At 71.7% G+C, this 15888-nt stretch carries 13 protein-coding genes; 1 reads left to right on the top strand and 12 read right to left on the bottom strand.

Annotation, left to right across the window (positions count from 1 at the left end; all coding sequences use genetic code 11):
* Nucleotides 1-206: 206 nt before the first annotated feature.
* The 6 genes from ADL05_RS20845 to uvrB all read right to left on the bottom strand — a co-directional run bounded on the left by ADL05_RS20845 (nt 207) and on the right by uvrB (nt 6827).
* On the bottom strand, nt 207-1010 hold the full coding sequence (locus tag ADL05_RS20845) for a cation transporter (RefSeq protein ID WP_053618852.1): 804 nt from the start codon (nt 1008-1010) through the stop codon (nt 207-209).
* Nucleotides 1010-1363, bottom strand: a complete 354-nt coding sequence (locus ADL05_RS20840; RefSeq protein ID WP_053618680.1) for a helix-turn-helix transcriptional regulator — start codon at nt 1361-1363, stop codon at nt 1010-1012. The genes ADL05_RS20845 and ADL05_RS20840 overlap by 1 nt, the downstream gene beginning before the upstream one ends.
* A 330-nt stretch (nt 1364-1693) precedes the next feature.
* Complete coding sequence (locus ADL05_RS20835; protein WP_053618679.1) at nt 1694-2620, bottom strand: hydroxymethylglutaryl-CoA lyase; 927 nt, start codon at nt 2618-2620, stop codon at nt 1694-1696.
* A gap of 138 nt (nt 2621-2758) precedes the next feature.
* Entirely contained in the window at nt 2759-3754 is a 996-nt protein-coding gene (locus ADL05_RS20830; RefSeq protein ID WP_053618678.1) for a GNAT family N-acetyltransferase, read from the bottom strand.
* A 352-nt stretch (nt 3755-4106) separates the two neighbouring features.
* Nucleotides 4107-4550, bottom strand: coding sequence for a DUF3060 domain-containing protein (locus ADL05_RS20825; protein ID WP_156365942.1), 444 nt, complete (start codon nt 4548-4550; stop codon nt 4107-4109).
* A gap of 180 nt (nt 4551-4730) precedes the next feature.
* Entirely contained in the window at nt 4731-6827 is a 2097-nt protein-coding gene (gene uvrB / locus ADL05_RS20820; protein ID WP_053618851.1) for an excinuclease ABC subunit UvrB, read from the bottom strand.
* A gap of 204 nt (nt 6828-7031) precedes the next feature.
* Between uvrB and ADL05_RS20815 the strand changes: the two genes are divergently transcribed.
* Nucleotides 7032-8129: a hypothetical protein gene (locus ADL05_RS20815; RefSeq protein ID WP_053618676.1), complete on the top strand. Its 1098-nt coding sequence runs from the start codon at nt 7032-7034 to the stop codon at nt 8127-8129.
* A gap of 533 nt (nt 8130-8662) precedes the next feature.
* Here the strand turns inward: ADL05_RS20815 and ADL05_RS20810 are convergent.
* From ADL05_RS20810 to polA, 6 genes are all read right to left on the bottom strand, one after another.
* Complete coding sequence (locus ADL05_RS20810; RefSeq protein ID WP_053618675.1) at nt 8663-8962, bottom strand: hypothetical protein; 300 nt, start codon at nt 8960-8962, stop codon at nt 8663-8665.
* A 223-nt stretch (nt 8963-9185) separates the two neighbouring features.
* Complete coding sequence (gene coaE, locus ADL05_RS20805) at nt 9186-9800, bottom strand: dephospho-CoA kinase (RefSeq protein WP_053618850.1); 615 nt, start codon at nt 9798-9800, stop codon at nt 9186-9188.
* Between the two features lie 10 nt (nt 9801-9810).
* A complete protein-coding gene (locus ADL05_RS20800) occupies nt 9811-10326 on the bottom strand; it encodes a GNAT family N-acetyltransferase (protein WP_053618674.1) in 516 nt (171 codons plus the stop codon).
* Nucleotides 10327-10527: 201 nt separating this feature from the next.
* Entirely contained in the window at nt 10528-12021 is a 1494-nt protein-coding gene (gene rpsA, locus ADL05_RS20795) for a 30S ribosomal protein S1 (RefSeq protein WP_053618673.1), read from the bottom strand.
* 434 nt (nt 12022-12455) lie between these two features.
* On the bottom strand, nt 12456-12887 hold the full coding sequence (gene arfB, locus ADL05_RS20790) for an alternative ribosome rescue aminoacyl-tRNA hydrolase ArfB (protein WP_231640840.1): 432 nt from the start codon (nt 12885-12887) through the stop codon (nt 12456-12458).
* A gap of 93 nt (nt 12888-12980) precedes the next feature.
* A complete protein-coding gene (gene polA, locus ADL05_RS20785) occupies nt 12981-15779 on the bottom strand; it encodes a DNA polymerase I (protein ID WP_053618671.1) in 2799 nt (932 codons plus the stop codon).
* Between the last annotated feature and the right edge of the window lie 109 nt (nt 15780-15888).

The following is a 15888-nucleotide window of genomic DNA, read 5'->3' as shown; positions in this document are numbered from 1 at the left end:
GCCCGCACCTCCACACCAGCGAACGCCGAAGCGGCCGGTGCTGTTCCCCGCCGCGACCAGCGGCGTCGCCTGTTGGACGGGGTCTGGGCACGCACACGCGACACTGGTGTCACGTCCGCCACAGCACCACAGCACGGACCGGAGCCGCCCCGGGCCCCGGAACACGGCGGCCGGTCCGCACTCCCCGGAGGCGGGAGCTGAGCGGCTCAGGGGCGGCCCGGGTCCGGGTCGCCCCCCGGGTCCGCATGACAGTCCGTGTCCGAGCAGCAGCCCGGGTCCGAGCCACGCCCTGATGCCGAGTGGCGGCCCGGGTCCGCGTCGCGGCCGGACCCGCGGTCGGAACAGCAGTCGTCTTCCCCGTCCGGCTCTCCGCCGACGAGCAGGGCCGCCGCGGACCCGCAGCAGGCGTCTCCGCGCCAGGCCTCGACACCCTCCCGCACGGCCAGGACGGCGATGAGCAGCGCCACGACCGGGTCGGCCCACGCCCAGCCCCACAGGGCGTTCAGCAGGAGTCCGCCGAGCAGGGCGACCGAGAGGTAGGCGCACAGCAGGGTCTGCTTGGAGTCGGCGACGGCCGACGCCGACCCGAGTTCGCGGCCCGCCCGGCGCTGGGCCAGGGACAGGACCGGCATGATGACGACCGACAGCGCGGCGAGCACGATCCCGACCACCGAGGGGTCGGCCTCCCGCGCGCCCAGGAGGGAGCGCAGCGCCTCAACGGTGACGTACGCGGCGAGGGCGAAGAAGGCCAGCGCGATGACGCGCATGGCCCTGGCCTCGCGGGCCTGGCGGGTGCGGGCGTCACGGGCGGAGAACTGCCAGGCGACCGCGAGCGCGGAGGAGACCTCGACCAGCGAGTCCAGTCCGAAGCCGACCAGGGCGGCCGAGGAGGCCACCCGCCCGGCCCAGATGGCCACGACGGCCTCGCCGAGGTTGTACACGACTGTGGCGGCGACCAGGAGGCGGACGCGGCGGGTCAGGACCGCACTGCGTTCGACGGAGAGGACCATCAGCACGCCCCCGTCCCGCTCGCGCAGGCCTCGTCGGCCTCGCTCGCGCAGGCCTGGTCGGTCTGGACGGCGATCACGGCCGAGCGCAGGTCGTCCAGGGCGTGCGCCAGCCGCGGGTCGGCGAGTTCGTAGCGCACCCGGCGCCCCACGGGGACGGTGACGACCAGCCCGCAGTCGCGCAGGCAGGCCAGGTGGTTGGACAGCCGCGTCCGGCTGATGCCGAGTTCCTCGGCCAGCTCGGCGGGGTGGGCGGCGCCGTCGCGCAGGACCAGCAGGACGCGGCAGCGGATGGGATCGGCCAGGGCCCGGCCGAACCGGGCGAGCGCGTCGATGTCGGTGGCGAGTTGGAGCATGCCCCCACGATACACAAATCCCTGAATCCATGAAACAGTGAATTCAAGGAAAGTGGCCGACGACGCGTCGAGCCCCCACCCCTATCCGTCGCGGTGACGGCCGCCGACCGCTCACTCAGCACCGGCGAACGCGGGCGCGCCGCATCCGGGTCCGGCGGCACCGCCGGAAAGGTGGTGAGCCGCGGACCGACCCGCGCCCGCGACCGGGGCACGGTGGAGCACAGCCGCGGACCGACCCGCGCCATGGCCCTGCCCGGGGGCGGCCGACGCCCTGCCCGGGGGCGGCCGACCCGTGTCGAACGCGACGGCCGCCCCCGCTCGTCCTTCCGGTCAGGTGGTCGGGAATCCGCCCGCACGGCCCAGGTAGGCCGGGGGCCGCTTGTCCAGCAGCTCGCCCATCCACGCGCCCAGCTCCGCCGCCCCGGACAGGCTCACCCCCGTGTGCATCCCGCTGCGGTGCAGCATGTACAGCAGGTCCTCGGTGGCGATGTTGCCGGTCGCCGCGGGGGCGAACGGGCAACCGCCGAACCCGCCGAGGCTGGAGTCGAGCACCCGCACGCCCGCCTCCACCGCGGCCATGGCGTTCGCGTAACCCGTGTTGCGCGTGTTGTGGAAGTGACAGCGCAGCGTACGGTCGTCCGCCACCGCCCCCACGGCGCGCAGGAGCTCGGAGACCTCGCGCGGCACCCCGACGCCGATGGTGTCGGCCAGGGCGATCTCCACCGCCGAGGTACCCGTGATGCGGTTGACGACCTGCACCACCTGCCCGGCGGGGACCTCGCCGTCGAATGGGCACCCGAACGCGGTCGAGACGGTCACACTGAGCGGGACGCCCGTCCCCTGGAGTTCGGCGTCGATGTCGGCCAGGGCGTCGAGCATCTCGTCGACGGTGCACCCCTGGTTGCGCGTGCAGAACCCGTCCGTGGCCGGCACCGCCACGTTGACCTCCGAGACCCCGGCGGCCATCGCGCGCTCCAGGCCGCGCCGGTTGAGCACCAGTCCGATGTGCGAGACCCCCGGCTCCCGCCGGACACCCGCCATGATCTCCTCCGCGCCCGCCATCTGCGGAACGCGCTTGGGGTTGACGAAGCTGACCGCCTCGATCCGGCGGACCCCGGCGGCCACCGCGCGGTCGATCAGCCGGATCCGGTCGTCGACCGACACCACCGCGGACTCGTTCTGCAGGCCGTCACGCGGCCCCACCTCGACGATCTCCACGTGATCCGCGCCCTGGGGCCCATGGTCGTTCGCACTCATCGCCTCGCCTCTCCACGCCTCGTCGCGTCCTGCGGACAGGCTAGAGCGTCCGCGGCGAAGACTCACTCCACGGCGCGGCGCGCGGTGCCGCCGCACCCGCCCACCGGCGGCCCCGCGCGGGAGGCGTCCGGCGGGCCGTCAGCGCAGCGCGAGGGCGGGGCGAACCTCCCAGGTCGTCCACACCGGCCGGTAGCCCATCCGGTGCCAGAAGGGGCCCGACAGCGGGTTCATCGCCGCGTAGTTGAGCACCGAGGCGCCCACGCCGTGGCTGTCCAGCGCCTGGTGGGCCTGCCCGACCAGCGCGGTGCCGATCCCGTGGCCCCGCTCGTCAGCGATCACGACCCCGTAGCCGATGTGCGCGATCGGGCGCGCGTTGACCAGGGACTTGGCCCACCGGGAGCGCTCGGGCGGGGAGACCCACAGCAGTCCCACGGCGCGCCCGCGCCGTTCGGCGATCCAGATCCAGGACCGGGACCGCTCCAGCGCCCGCGCGGCGACCTTGCGCGTCTGCTCGGCGGTGTCGGGCTGCAGGAAGACCCCGCCGAAGTGCTGCTCGTAGCGGTGCTCCTCCATGAGCAGCGCCACGACCTGGGTCAGGTCGCTGCGGTCGGCGAGCCGGATGGTCACGTCGCGCGGCGGCAGCGACGGGGGCACGCCCCGGCGGCGCTGGCGGGCCGCGAGCACGGTGTAGGGCTGCAGTCCGTGCCGTTGGAGCGGGATGATCCCGCAGACGTCACGGGCGGGCCAGCTGACCAGGGCGGCCGACTCCGAGCCGGTGCCGGTCGGCAGGTCCTCCAGCTGGTCGCGCCAGCTGGTGAGAAGGGAGTCCAGGGCGCGGCTGGGGTCGGGGCCGCCGACGAGGGGGGTGAGCCAGTGCTGGTCGGGCACGCCCCAGATCCGCCCGACCTCGCCGGGCTGGTACCAGGTGTAGTGCATGGTCCCCGCGGCGACGGGGCGCCCCTCCTCGTCGCTGACGGTCAGGAGGGGGTAGGAGTCGCGCGCGATGTTGACCGGCGCGGGAAGCAGGGGGTCGGCTTCGGCCCAGCGCAGAGCGGCCGACCGCACCAGCGGGTCCAGGCCGACGTCGCCCCCGGGCGACTCATCATGTCGCACCCGCGCGACATATCCGCTCATCCACCCCTCCCCTGGCGGGTCCTCACCTCACGCGCTCGTTCGCCCGGCCGTCACCGGGGCGTCGCGTTCGGGGCCCGTCGCCGTCGCGACGACGCGTCCGGGCCGAACCACCGCATGCGGAACGGATCGACCGTATCGCTTCCGCAGGGGCCGGGCGCGTGAAATCGTCACTGAACACCAAGAATTCACTCAGCGTAGGCGTACTTGTCCGTACCGTGCCAACCCACCCTAATGCGGGAAAGCAGACGCGCACCACCGTAGCCGATCGAAGGTCACTCTCGGATGGAGGGTCGGGCAACAGACCGACACGGTTCGTCCGCGCCGCAGGGGCTCACGGCCCGACGGGCCCCGGTCACTCGCCGGCGGAGCCGCCCTCGACGACCGTGGTGTTGCGCCCGTGGTTGATGACCTCGGGGTCGCCCGAGGCGAAGGCCACCTCGTTGTCCACTCCCACCAGCACGATCTTGTCCGCTGAGCCCACGTTGACCGTGGTCCCGCGGCCGGTCGCCTTGACCAGGCCGCACGCGCCGTCCAGGACGACGTGGGCGTCGTCGGCGGTCACCACGACCTCGCGGTCGGCGCAGTCCTCGCGCACCTCCGCGCCGTTGTCCACGATGACCAGCTCGTACTCGTCGTCGACGGCCTGCTCGGCCTCCTCCTCGCCGCGCTCGCCCATGCCGGGCCGGTGGGCGGCCCCCTCGGCCTCGTCGGCACCGCCGACGGCCAGGCCGCAGCCCGTGAGCAGGGAACCGAGCACGACGAACGCGCCCGTGGCCGCCAGAAGTCGAACCCTCATGCGTTCCCCCACCGCCGGACACCGGCAAAAACGACATACACCGTGAACTACCCCAAGGGTATGTCACGCGGAGGTAACTGCACGACCCGATCGAGCCTGAAACGTGCTCGTTACGTGATGGAAAGTCGCAGCTCACGGGAGCCCCGCGAGGCCGCAACCCCGACCCCGCAAGGCTCGCCGTCACTTCACCCCGGCGGCGTCCATCCCGCGGAGTTCACGCTTCAACTCACCGATCTCGTCCCGCAGCCGGGCCGCCAGCTCGAACTGCAGGTCCGCCGCGGCCTGGTGCATCTGCGCGCTCAACTGGTCGATGAGGCCCGCCAGCTCCGCCCGCGGCATCGCCGAGACGTCCGCGCGCTCACCCAGCGCCGGCACCGGGGCGCGCTCGCCCTTGGCCCCCGCCTGCCGGTACCCGGTGGCCATGAGCTGCTCGGTGTCCACGTCCTCCCGGTTGAGCGAGTCCAGGATATCGGCGATCTGCTTGCGCAGCGGCGTCGGATCGATCCCGTGCTCGGTGTTGTAGGCGATCTGCTTGTCCCGGCGGCGGTTGGTCTCCTCGATCGCCGCCCGCATGGAGTCCGTGACGTTGTCCGCGTACATGTGGACCTGGCCGGCCACGTTGCGGGCCGCGCGCCCGATGGTCTGGATCAGCGAGGTCTCCGACCGCAGGAAGCCCTCCTTGTCGGCGTCCAGGATCGCCACCAGCGACACCTCGGGCAGGTCCAGGCCCTCACGCAGCAGGTTGATGCCCACCAGCACGTCGTACTCGCCCACCCGCAGCTCGCGCAGCAGCTCCACCCGGCGCAGCGTGTCCACCTCGCTGTGCAGGTAGCGGACCCGGATCCCCATCTCCGCGAAGTAGTCGGTGAGGTCCTCGGCCATCTTCTTCGTCAGCGTGGTCACCAGCACCCGCTCCCGGCGCTCGGCCCGCTCCCGGATCTCGTGCACCAGGTCGTCGATCTGCCCGTCGGTGGGCTTGACCAGCACCTCCGGGTCGATCAGGCCGGTGGGGCGGATCACCTGCTCCACGACGTCGCCACCGCTCTGGCGCAGCTCGTAGCGCCCCGGCGTCGCCGACAGGTACACCGTCTGCCCGATCCGCTCGGTGAACTCCTCCCACCGCAGCGGCCGGTTGTCCATCGCCGACGGCAGCCGGAACCCGTGGTCGACCAGGGTGCGCTTGCGCGCCGCGTCGCCCTCGTACATCGCCCCGATCTGCGGGACCGTCACGTGCGACTCGTCCAGCACCAGCAGGAAGTCCTCGGGGAAGTAGTCCAGCAGCGTGTTGGGCGGGCTGCCCGGCTCCCGGCCGTCGAAGTGCCGCGAGTAGTTCTCGATGCCCGAACACGACCCGAGCTGGCGCATCATCTCCAGGTCGTGGGTGGTGCGCATCCGCAGCCGCTGGGCCTCCAGCAGCTTGCCCTGGCCCTCCAGCTCCGCCAGGCGCTCGCCCAGCTCGGCCTCGATGGAGGCCACCGCCCGCTCCGTGCGCTCCTCGCCGGCCACGTAGTGCGAGGCCGGGAAGATGAACATCTCCTGGCTCTCGCCCAGCACCTCGCCGGTCAGCGGGTGCAGTGTCAGCAGCCGCTCGACCTCGTCACCGAACATCTCGATGCGGATCGCCAGCTCCTCGTAGACCGGGATGATCTCGATGGTGTCCCCGCGCACCCGGAAGGTCCCGCGGGTGAAGGCCACGTCGTTGCGCGAGTACTGCATCTCCACCAGCCGACGCAGCAGGTCGTCGCGGTCCACCTCCATGCCCACCGACAGCTGCGCCATCCGGTCCACGTACTCCTGCGGCGTGCCCAGGCCGTAGATGCACGAGACCGACGCGACCACGATCGTGTCCCGCCGCGTCAGCAGCGAGTTCGTCGCCGAGTGCCGCAGGCGCTCCACCTCGTCGTTGATCGACGAGTCCTTCTCGATGTAGGTGTCGCTCTGCGGGACGTAGGCCTCGGGCTGGTAGTAGTCGTAGTACGACACGAAGTACTCGACCGCGTTGTTGGGCAGCATCTGCCGCAGCTCGTTGGCGAACTGGGCGGCCAGCGTCTTGTTGGGCTGCATCACCAGGGTGGGCCGCTGGAGCTGTTCCACCGTCCAGGCCACCGACGCCGTCTTGCCCGTACCGGTCGCCCCCAGCAGGACCGTGTGCCGGTCGCCCGCCCGCACCCGCCGGGTGATCTCGGCGATCGCGCCGGGCTGGTCCCCCGCCGGGGTCATGTCGGAGACGACCTCGAAGGGTGCCTCACTGCGCTTGATGTCGCTGACCGGTCGCACGTCGTCGCCCTCTTCTCGCATCGAACGGTGGCCGCCCCGCGCCCACGTGTCCCTCTCCCTCAACGCTACAGACCGGCACGGACATCCCAGGGGCCCCACCGGATCCCGGACCGGCCGAACGAGGGCCCGAAAGCCCCCTGACCGGGCGGGGTCCGCACCGCTATCATCGAAGCAGCGCCGAGCGCCCCGAATGAGGTGTCCCTCGTGTCCCACGCCACCAGACCGACATTCTCACCGGACCTGCCGCCCGGGACCGCCGAGCGCCTGCGCGGCCACGCCGACCGGCTCATCCCCGCCGCGAAGGGGCCGCCCCGGCGGCGGACCTGGCGCCGGGCCGCCGCGGCCACCGCCGCCGGATGCGCCGGAGCCTCCCTGCTCGCCCTCCTGTCGCCGCCCGCGGGGCTGCTCCTGGGCGTCCTGCTGTGCCTGGCGACCACGGCCTTCCTGCTGGGCCTGGTCTCGCGCGCGGGCTCCTTCACCGACGACTGGGGCGACCTGGTCATACACGGCATGTGGGCGCTGCCGACCGCCATCGGCGGCGTCGTCGGCCTCACCCTGGTCCTGGACCAGGTCGTGGGCCCCCTCCAGGCGCTGGTTCCCGGCGACCCCGCCCTGGCCGCCCTCTACCTGGTCGCCGGCGCGGGCGGCGCCGGTGCGATCATGCGCCCGGGCATGCTCCCCCGGCTCGCGGCCGAGCACTACGACCAGTACGTCCTGCCCGAGGACTTCGGCCGCCCCCACAGCTACGTCACCCGCCAGGAGGAGCCCGAGGCCCACCTGTTCGCCCAACTCCAGCAGGCCACCGACCGCGTCGAGGAGGGCAAGCGGATCCTCGGCGACTCCTTCGATCCCGGCCACACCCTGTCCCTGATGCGCCAGGAGGAGTGGACGCTGTCCCAGGAGCTGCTGCGGCTGCGCGCCCTGCGCCGCGAACTGGCCCAGCGGCGGCGCGAGGCCGTCTCGACCCAGGTCACCCGGGCGCTGGCGCCCCAGGAGGAGGCGGTCGCCCGCGCCCACGACGCGCTCACCGACCGCGTCGGCGTCCTGGCCGGATACGGCGAGCGCGTCCACGAGGCGGTCACCGCCCACCGGGAGTGGGAGCAGTGCCAGGCCATCGCCGACCGCGCCGGGGACTACGCCGACCTCGCACTGGCCTCCGCCCGCGACCCGGTGCCCGCCGAGGACCTCGACGACGGCCTGCTCAGCGTGCGGGCGGCCCGCACCGTCCGCGAGGAGTTGGTGCGCAAGGCCATCGACGCGGGCGCCTCCCTGAGCGAGACCCTGCACCGGCGGGACTCCTAGCGTTCGATGCCCCGAGCCGGTCCGCCGATCCCTGCGCGCGCGGACCGGAATGGTGCTTTCCGCGTTCCGTCGATCGAGCGCGCTCATGCCCAGGTTCGGAGTATCGGCCGTTCCACCGCGTGGAAAGTACCCGGCGTTGACATCCGCCCACGCCCCGAATCAATGGCCCTCGCGCACCGTTCCGCGCCCACGCCGTATTCGTGGCGGATCGGCGTAGCGGCCGACGCCGTCCGCGGCCACCGCTTCGACACGCCTCTGGAGTTCTTCGGGAACGTTGACGCTTTCGCTGGCTACCGGGAGGGGCGTGGCTCGACGCATGGCCGCGTTCCCTGAAGCGCCGCACGATGTTCGTGGACTCCCCACGCCGCGAAGAGCCGACTCGATGACCACATCGATCCGCCGATCCTGTGGCTCACGTGGCTCCCGCACCTTGTTCGACCAGGACGGACCGCCATCCCAGAAGCAGGGCGCCGGACTCGTCCGACGACTTTCCCCCAGGTCACCGCACCGAGGGGTGTGATGTCCATGGCGTACTAGCGCGATGCACTCCTGATGACTGTCAAGCATTCGGCCCGAAGTCGGCCGGCCTTCTCGACGTCTTCAATGCGCGGTTCCCGCAGGCTCTTCGAGAATCTTCTCTGCTGCTCGGAGATCCGCTCGATCACCCGCTGGTCGGGGTTCTCCTTCGACCTCTCCGCATGCTTCGCCTTGGAAAGGGCACCGATCGCCAGCCGGATGATGTCGACGAGGACATCGTCGTCGACCTCGTCCTCATTGCTCCAATCGGCCTTCGGGAGATCGGAGAGCGAGAATTCGTTCTCTTCCGGCTGCATCTGGGAATCCCATCATGAATACTGGAGTTCTACCTGGTCGCACCGGCGAACCGCCATGGGCCGCCTGCCGCGAGCATCCCGTTCTTGGTATCCGTCGGATGACGGCACCGCCATCGTGCCATCGGAGCCGGCGAAAGCAAGGGATTCCACTGATCCGAATTCGCTGAGACATGAGTTCGTGTTCACGGTGTCCCCGGGGCGGTGTCCGGACCACCGGCCGAGATCAGTCCCCGAGCCGATCCGCCCGGGCCAGCAACGCCTGCCACAGGTCGGCGACGTGGTCGCGCAGCTGCTCCCGCGTGCCGGAGTTGTCCACCACCACGTCCGCCGCGGCCAGGCGCTCGTCCCGGTCGGCCTGGTTGCGGATCCGCGCCCACACCTGCTCGCGCGGCATCCCGCGGTCGGTGGCCACCCGCTCCACCCGGACCTCGTCGGGCGCGTCGACCACGACGACCACGTCGTAGAGCGCTCCGAGGTCGTTCTCGACCAGCAGCGGCACGTCGTAGACCACCACCCGGGCCCCGGACTCGCGCGCCCGCTCCATCAGCTCCGCGCTGCGCTCGGCCACCAGGGGGTGCACGATGGCGTTGAGCCGGTCCAGCCGCTCCTGGTCGGCGAAGACGATCTCGCCCAGCCGGGCGCGGTCCAACCGCCCGTCCGGGGCCAGGACCTCCTCGCCGAACTCCGCGACGACCGCGGCCAGCCCCGGGGTACCGGGCTCCACGACCTCGCGGGCGATGGCGTCGGCGTCCACGACCACGGCGCCGTGCTCGGCCAGTCCAGCCGACACCGCGCTCTTGCCGGAGCCGATCCCTCCGGTCAGTCCCACCTTCAGCATGGACACGACCCTAGACGGCCGCCTCCGGCCGCACCACGCCGCCCCCCGCGCCGTCCAGCTCCTTGCGCATGTGCACCATCACCAGATGGTCGGCCAGGCGCTCGCGGTGCGTCTCGGCGTAGCCCAGCAGCCGGTACAGCCGCTGGTTGTCAGGGCTCTGCGCCCCCGTGAACAGTGTGAGGGCGCCCAGCTCCGGGCGCCGGGCCCGCAGCTCCTCCTCCACCCGCACCAGCAGCGCCCGCGCGATCCCGCGCCGCCGCAGGTCCGGGGCGACCGCCAGGCGGCCGACCACACCCGTGGTCCCGGTGACCGACGCGCGCACCACGCCCACGATCCGGTGGCCCGCCACGGCCTTCAGCAGCAGGGCGTCCTCCTGGCCCAACAGCTTCTCGACCCGTGCCAGGCCCTCGGTCAGCGGCAGGATGAACGGGTCCCCGTAGGCCTGCGCCTCGTCGACGAACGCGGCCCGCTGCAGGGTGAGGATCTCTCCCGCATCGGCGGGAACGGCCTGGTGGATGTCGAACACGTCGCCTCCTCGCGCGCCCCTCCCTGGGGCCCACCACGACCCTAGAGCGTGCGGCGCGGGCGCGGCCCGCGACGGGCGGCATCCGCCCCGCGCGCCCGGCACGAGCGCCCGGCACGAGCGCCCCCGGACACGGCGAAGGGCCGCCCCCTGCCGGGGACGGCCCTTCGCGGCGATCATCGGGTCCTCACGGACCCGTCATGCTCAGGCCTCGCCGCCCGCGAGCTTCTCGCGGAGGGCGGCCAGGGCCTCGTCGGAGGCCAGGGCGCCACTGGAAGCGGTCTCGGTACTCGGCGTGCCGGCGCTCTGGCCGCCACCCGTGTACTCCTCTTCCTCTTCCGGAGCCGGGGCGTTCGCAGCGTCGGCCTCGGCCGCGCGGGCCTCCTCGACCTGCTTGCGGTGCGCCTCGAAGCGGGCCTGCGCCTCGGCGTAGCTGCGCTCCCACTCGTCCCGCTGAGCCTCGAAGCCCTCGAGCCACTCGCCGCTCTCGGGGTCGAAGCCCTCCGGGTACTTGTAGTTGCCCTGCTCGTCGTAGTCGGCCGCCATGCCGTACAGCGTGGGGTCGAAGTCCACCTGGTCGGGCGACACGCTCTCGTTGGCCTGCTTCAGCGAGAGGCTGATCCGACGGCGGTCGAGGTCGATGTCGATGATCTTGACGAAGATCTCGGTACCGACCTGGACGACCTGCTCGGGGACCTCGACGTGGCGCTCGGCCAGCTCGGAGATGTGGACCAGGCCCTCGATGCCCTCCTCGACGCGAACGAACGCACCGAAGGGAACGAGCTTGGTGACCTTACCCGGGACGACCTGGCCGATCTGGTGGGTCCGGGCGAACTGCTGCCACGGGTCCTCCTGGGTCGCCTTCAGCGACAGGGAGACGCGCTCGCGCTCCATGTCCACGTCCAGGACCTCGACCGTGACCTCCTGGCCGACCTCGACGACCTCGCTCGGGTGGTCGATGTGCTTCCAGGACAGCTCCGACACGTGCACCAGGCCGTCGACGCCACCCAGGTCCACGAAGGCACCGAAGTTGACGATCGAGGACACGACGCCCTTGCGGATCTGGCCCTTCTGCAGGGTGTTGAGGAAGGTCTGGCGGACCTCGGACTGGGTCTGCTCCAGCCAGGCGCGACGGGACAGGACCACGTTGTTGCGGTTCTTGTCCAGCTCGATGATCTTCGCTTCGAGCTCGCGGCCGACGTAGGGCTGCAGGTCGCGGACACGGCGCATCTCGACCAGGGAGGCGGGCAGGAAGCCGCGCAGACCGATGTCGAGGATGAGGCCGCCCTTGACGACCTCGATGACCGTGCCGGTGACGACACCGTCCTCTTCCTTGATCTTCTCGATCGTGCCCCAGGCGCGCTCGTACTGCGCGCGCTTCTTGGACAGGATCAGGCGGCCTTCCTTGTCCTCCTTCTGGAGGACGAGGGCTTCGACCTGATCGCCGACGGCAACGACCTCACCGGGGTCGACGTCGTGCTTGATCGACAGTTCCCGAGAGGGAATCACACCCTCGGTCTTGTAGCCGATGTCGAGCAAGACCTCGTCTCGATCGACCTTCACGATGGTGCCCTCGACAATGTCACCGTCGTTGAAGTACTTGATGGTCTCGTCGATCGCCGCGAGGAAGGCTTCCTCGGACCCGATGTCGTTGACCGCTACCTGGGGTGTCGAGGTGGCCTCGGTGCTGCTCGTCATTTGTGGGTGGACTCCGGATACGGACAGGTTCAGAAAATGGGCACGTCTAGGGTTCGAGCCCGTCGATCCGTCGTCCAGAAGAGAGGAGCAGGGCCACAGAGGGGCGAACCGCCCATGACCACCAGCCGCCGGGTCCAGAGTGTTGACCGAAGCGGTGCGACCTCACCATCACCCAAGGAGACGGCAGACGCCCGCACGAACCCACAACGCTCCCGCCAGAATATGAGACAAGGGCGTCCTGGTCAATCGGAACCCAGGACCGCCAACCCGGCGTAGGCCTCAATGGCCGCAATTTACCCGAGCATGGCGGTCAAGATCAACCGCGCACACGCCCACGTCCGCACGGGTCCGCGCCCGCTCCCCGGCACCGCCCGGACGGGGCGGGAAAAGAACCGGAAAAAAGTCGCGGCCGACGGCGCGCGGGCCCCGGCGGCTCACTCCATCGGGGGCCGCGAGCGCGCCCGCTTGATCTCCCCGCGGCGCCGCTTGGCGTCCAGCCGGCGCCGCTTGGCACCGCGGCTGGGCCGTGTGGCACGGCGTTCCCGCGCCGGCGGCGCCATCGCCTCGGCCAACAGCGCCGCCATCCGCTCCCGGGCCTCGGCCCGGTTGCGCACCTGCGACCGGTGGGTCTGCACCGACACCGTCAGCACCCCGTCCACCAGCCGCCCGGACAGCCGCTCCAGGGCCCGCGCGCGCCGGGTGGACCCCAGCGCGGCGCAGGCCGCCACGTCCAACGACAGCGACACCCGGGTGTCCGATGTGTTGACGTGCTGCCCTCCGGGGCCGGACGAACGAGAGAAGCGCCACACCAGCGCGTCCGCGGGAACGGTCACCGAACCGACCGTCAGGCCTTCTCCGGCGGTCACCGCCCCCACCTCACTTCCGCCCCTCCCGGGGCCTCTCAGACTCCATCAGCGCTCCCAGCGCACAGGGTTGTCCGCCAACCCCCCGACACCCGCTCAGTGCGCGGCGTCGTGCCAGTTCTGGCCCCGCCCGACCGACACGCCCAGCGGGACACGCAGATCATAGGCCGTGCCCATCTCGTGCGCCACGAGGTTTTCGACCGCCTCGCGCTCACCCGGGGCGACCTCCACGATGAGCTCGTCGTGCACCTGCAGCAGGACCCGCGACGCGTGCCCGCCCTCGGTCAGCGCCGCGTCCACCTGCAGCATCGCCACCTTGATGATGTCGGCCGCCGACCCCTGGATCGGGGCGTTGAGCGCCATGCGCTCCGCCATGTCCCGGCGCTGGCGGTTGTCGCTGGTCAGGTCCGGCAGGTAGCGGCGCCGCCCCAGGATCGTCTCGGTGTAGCCCACCCTGCGCGCCTCGTCCACGACCGAGCGCAGGTAGTCGCGCACCCCGCCGAACTCCGCGAAGTAGTCCTCCATGAGCTTCTTGGCCTCGTCGGGGGCGATGCCCAGCTGCTGCGACAGCCCGTAGGCGCTCAGCCCGTACGCCAGCCCGTAGCTCATGGCCTTGATCTTCGAGCGCGCCTCGGCGTCCACGGCCTCCACGTCGAGGCCGAACACCCGCGCCGCCATCTGCGCGTGGAAGTCGTACCCGCTGTTGAACGCCTCGATCAGCGCCGGCTCCCGCGACAGGTGCGCCATGATCCGCAGCTCGATCTGGCTGTAGTCGGCCGTCAGCAGCTCCTCGAACCCCTCACCGACCACGAACGCCCGCCGGATCCGCCGCCCCACGTCCGTACGCACCGGGATGTTCTGCAGGTTCGGGTCCGTGGAACTGAGCCGCCCCGTCGCCGCCACCGTCTGGTTGTAGGTCGTGTGGATCCGGCCGTCGTCGCCGACCGTCTTGATCAGGCCCTCCACGGTCGTGCGCAGCTTGGTCTGGTCCCGGTGCCGCAACAGCTGCTTGGGCAGCTCGTGGCCGGTCTCCTGCTCCAGCCACGCCAGCGCGTCGGCGTCCGTGGTGTACCCGGTCTTGATCTTCTTCGTCCTGGGCAGCCCCAGCTCCTCGAACAGCACCTGCTGCAGCTGCTTGGGCGAACCCAGGTTGAACTCGCGGCCCACCACCCGGTGCGCCTCCTCCACCGCCTGGCGCGCCGCCGTGGCGAACTCGCCCTGCAGCTCCTCCAGATAGGCGCGGTCGGCGGCGATGCCCACGCGCTCCATCTTCGCCAGCACGTCCACCAGCGGCAGCTCCACACCGTGCAGCAGGTGCGTCCCGCCCCGTTTGTCCAGCTCCGCCGAGAGCACCCCCGCCAGGTCGCGGGTGGCCGCCGCGCGCACCGCCAGCTCGTGCGCGCGCCCCGAGGGCTCCTCCGCCGAGCCCAGGTCCAGCGTCATCTGGGCGCCGTCCCCGCCCTCCTGGAGCTCGCGCCCCAGGTACTTGCGGGCCAGGTCGACCAGGTCGAACCGGCGCTGCCCCGGCTGGACCAGGTACGCCGCCAGCGCGGTGTCGCTGACCACACCGCGCAGCGCCCACCCGTGCTCGCCCAGGGCCAGCAGCGCGCCCTTGTACTCGTGCACCGCCTTGGGCCGCTGCGCGTCGCCCAGGAACGCCGCCAGCGCCTCGGTGTCGGCCGCGTCCATCGCGGTGGGATCCGCGAACACCGCCGCGCCGCCGGGCACGCAGACCGCGAGCCCGTCCACGCGCCCGGTCCCCTGGCCCCACACGCCCTCGACCGCCAGACCCGCGGGGGCGGTCTCCGTCACGCCCTCGGACGAGGCGTGCCGCACCAGCCACGCCGCCAGCTCGCCGGTCCCGGCCACCGTGAGGTCGACCTCGAAGCCGTCCTGGGCGCCCGCGGCCTCGTCGGCCTCCTCCTCGCCCGTGCGCAGCACCGAGTAGAGGCGCTCACGCAGGTTGGAGGCGAACTCCAGGTTGTCGAACAGGGCGTCGATCCCCGCCCGGTCGGCCTCGCCCATGACCAGGTCGTCGGCGCCCACCCCCAGCTCCACGTCGGTGGCCAGCTCGTTGAGCCGCTGGTTGCGCAGCACGTCGTCCAGGTGGTCGCGCAGGTTCTGCCCGGCCTTGCCCTTGATCTCGTCGGCGTGCGCGATCAGCTCCTCCAGCGACCCGTACTTGTCGATCCACTTGGCCGCCGTCTTGGGCCCCACCCCCGGAACGCCCGGCAGGTTGTCGGCCTTCTCCCCCACCAGGGCCGCCAGGTCCCGGTAGCGCCGCGGACTCACCCCGTACTTCTCCTGGACCGCCTCCGGCGTCATCCGCCGCAGGTCCGACAGGCTCTTGCCCGGGTACAGGACCGTGCACGCGTCCGTCACCAGCTGGAAGGCGTCCCGGTCACCGGAGGCGATCAGCACCTCCATGCCCGCCTCGCCGCCCATGTGCGCCAGCGTCGCGATGACGTCGTCGGCCTCGAACCCCGGCGCCGACAGGTTGGCCACACCGACCAGCCGCATCAGGTCCTGGGTGAGCGGCACCTGGGAGGGGAACTCCTGCGGCGTGTCCGAACGGCCGTCCTTGTACTCCGCGTACTCCTCGTGCCGGAAGGTGGGCCCCGACAGGTCCCACGCCACCGCCACGTGCGTGGGCTCCTCATCACGCAGCAGCTTCACCAGCATCGACGCGAAACCGTAGACGGCGTTCGTCGACTGTCCGGTGCTCGTGCCGAACTTCTCCACCGGGAGCGCGAAGAACGCGCGGAAGGCCATCGAGTGGCCGTCCAGGAGGAGCAGGCGGGGGCGCTTGCCGCCGCCACCGCCGGAGGGGGCCGCACTGCCTGCCCCGGCACTGGCCTGGGATGTCTGGTCGGGGGTCTCTCGCTTGGTCACCACACACCGAATCCTAGGATGCGAAGCAGACACTCCGCGGACATCCCCGCGAGAACACCGCCCGTGCCGCCGCCGGCCCACCGCCGCGCCCGGGCACACCACCCACAGGAAG

Source organism: Nocardiopsis sp. NRRL B-16309 (assembly GCF_001279585.1).
Lineage (GTDB): Bacteria > Actinomycetota > Actinomycetes > Streptosporangiales > Streptosporangiaceae > Nocardiopsis.
Note: the sequence above shows the minus strand (reverse complement) of the source record. Positions and strands in the feature narration are given on the sequence as shown.

What these genes read in the sequence shown, in the direction of transcription:
- ADL05_RS20845 (WP_053618852.1), bottom strand. Translation starts at nt 1,010, where the DNA reads ATGGTCCTCTCCGTCGAACGCAGTGCGGTCCTGACCCGCCGCGTCCGC.
- ADL05_RS20840 (WP_053618680.1), bottom strand. Translation starts at nt 1,363, where the DNA reads ATGCTCCAACTCGCCACCGACATCGACGCGCTCGCCCGGTTCGGCCGG.
- ADL05_RS20835 (WP_053618679.1), bottom strand. Translation starts at nt 2,620, where the DNA reads ATGAGTGCGAACGACCATGGGCCCCAGGGCGCGGATCACGTGGAGATC.
- ADL05_RS20830 (WP_053618678.1), bottom strand. Translation starts at nt 3,754, where the DNA reads ATGAGCGGATATGTCGCGCGGGTGCGACATGATGAGTCGCCCGGGGGC.
- ADL05_RS20825 (WP_156365942.1), bottom strand. Translation starts at nt 4,550, where the DNA reads ATGAGGGTTCGACTTCTGGCGGCCACGGGCGCGTTCGTCGTGCTCGGT.
- ADL05_RS20810 (WP_053618675.1), bottom strand. Translation starts at nt 8,962, where the DNA reads ATGCAGCCGGAAGAGAACGAATTCTCGCTCTCCGATCTCCCGAAGGCC.
- coaE (WP_053618850.1), bottom strand. Translation starts at nt 9,800, where the DNA reads ATGCTGAAGGTGGGACTGACCGGAGGGATCGGCTCCGGCAAGAGCGCG.
- rpsA (WP_053618673.1), bottom strand. Translation starts at nt 12,021, where the DNA reads ATGACGAGCAGCACCGAGGCCACCTCGACACCCCAGGTAGCGGTCAAC.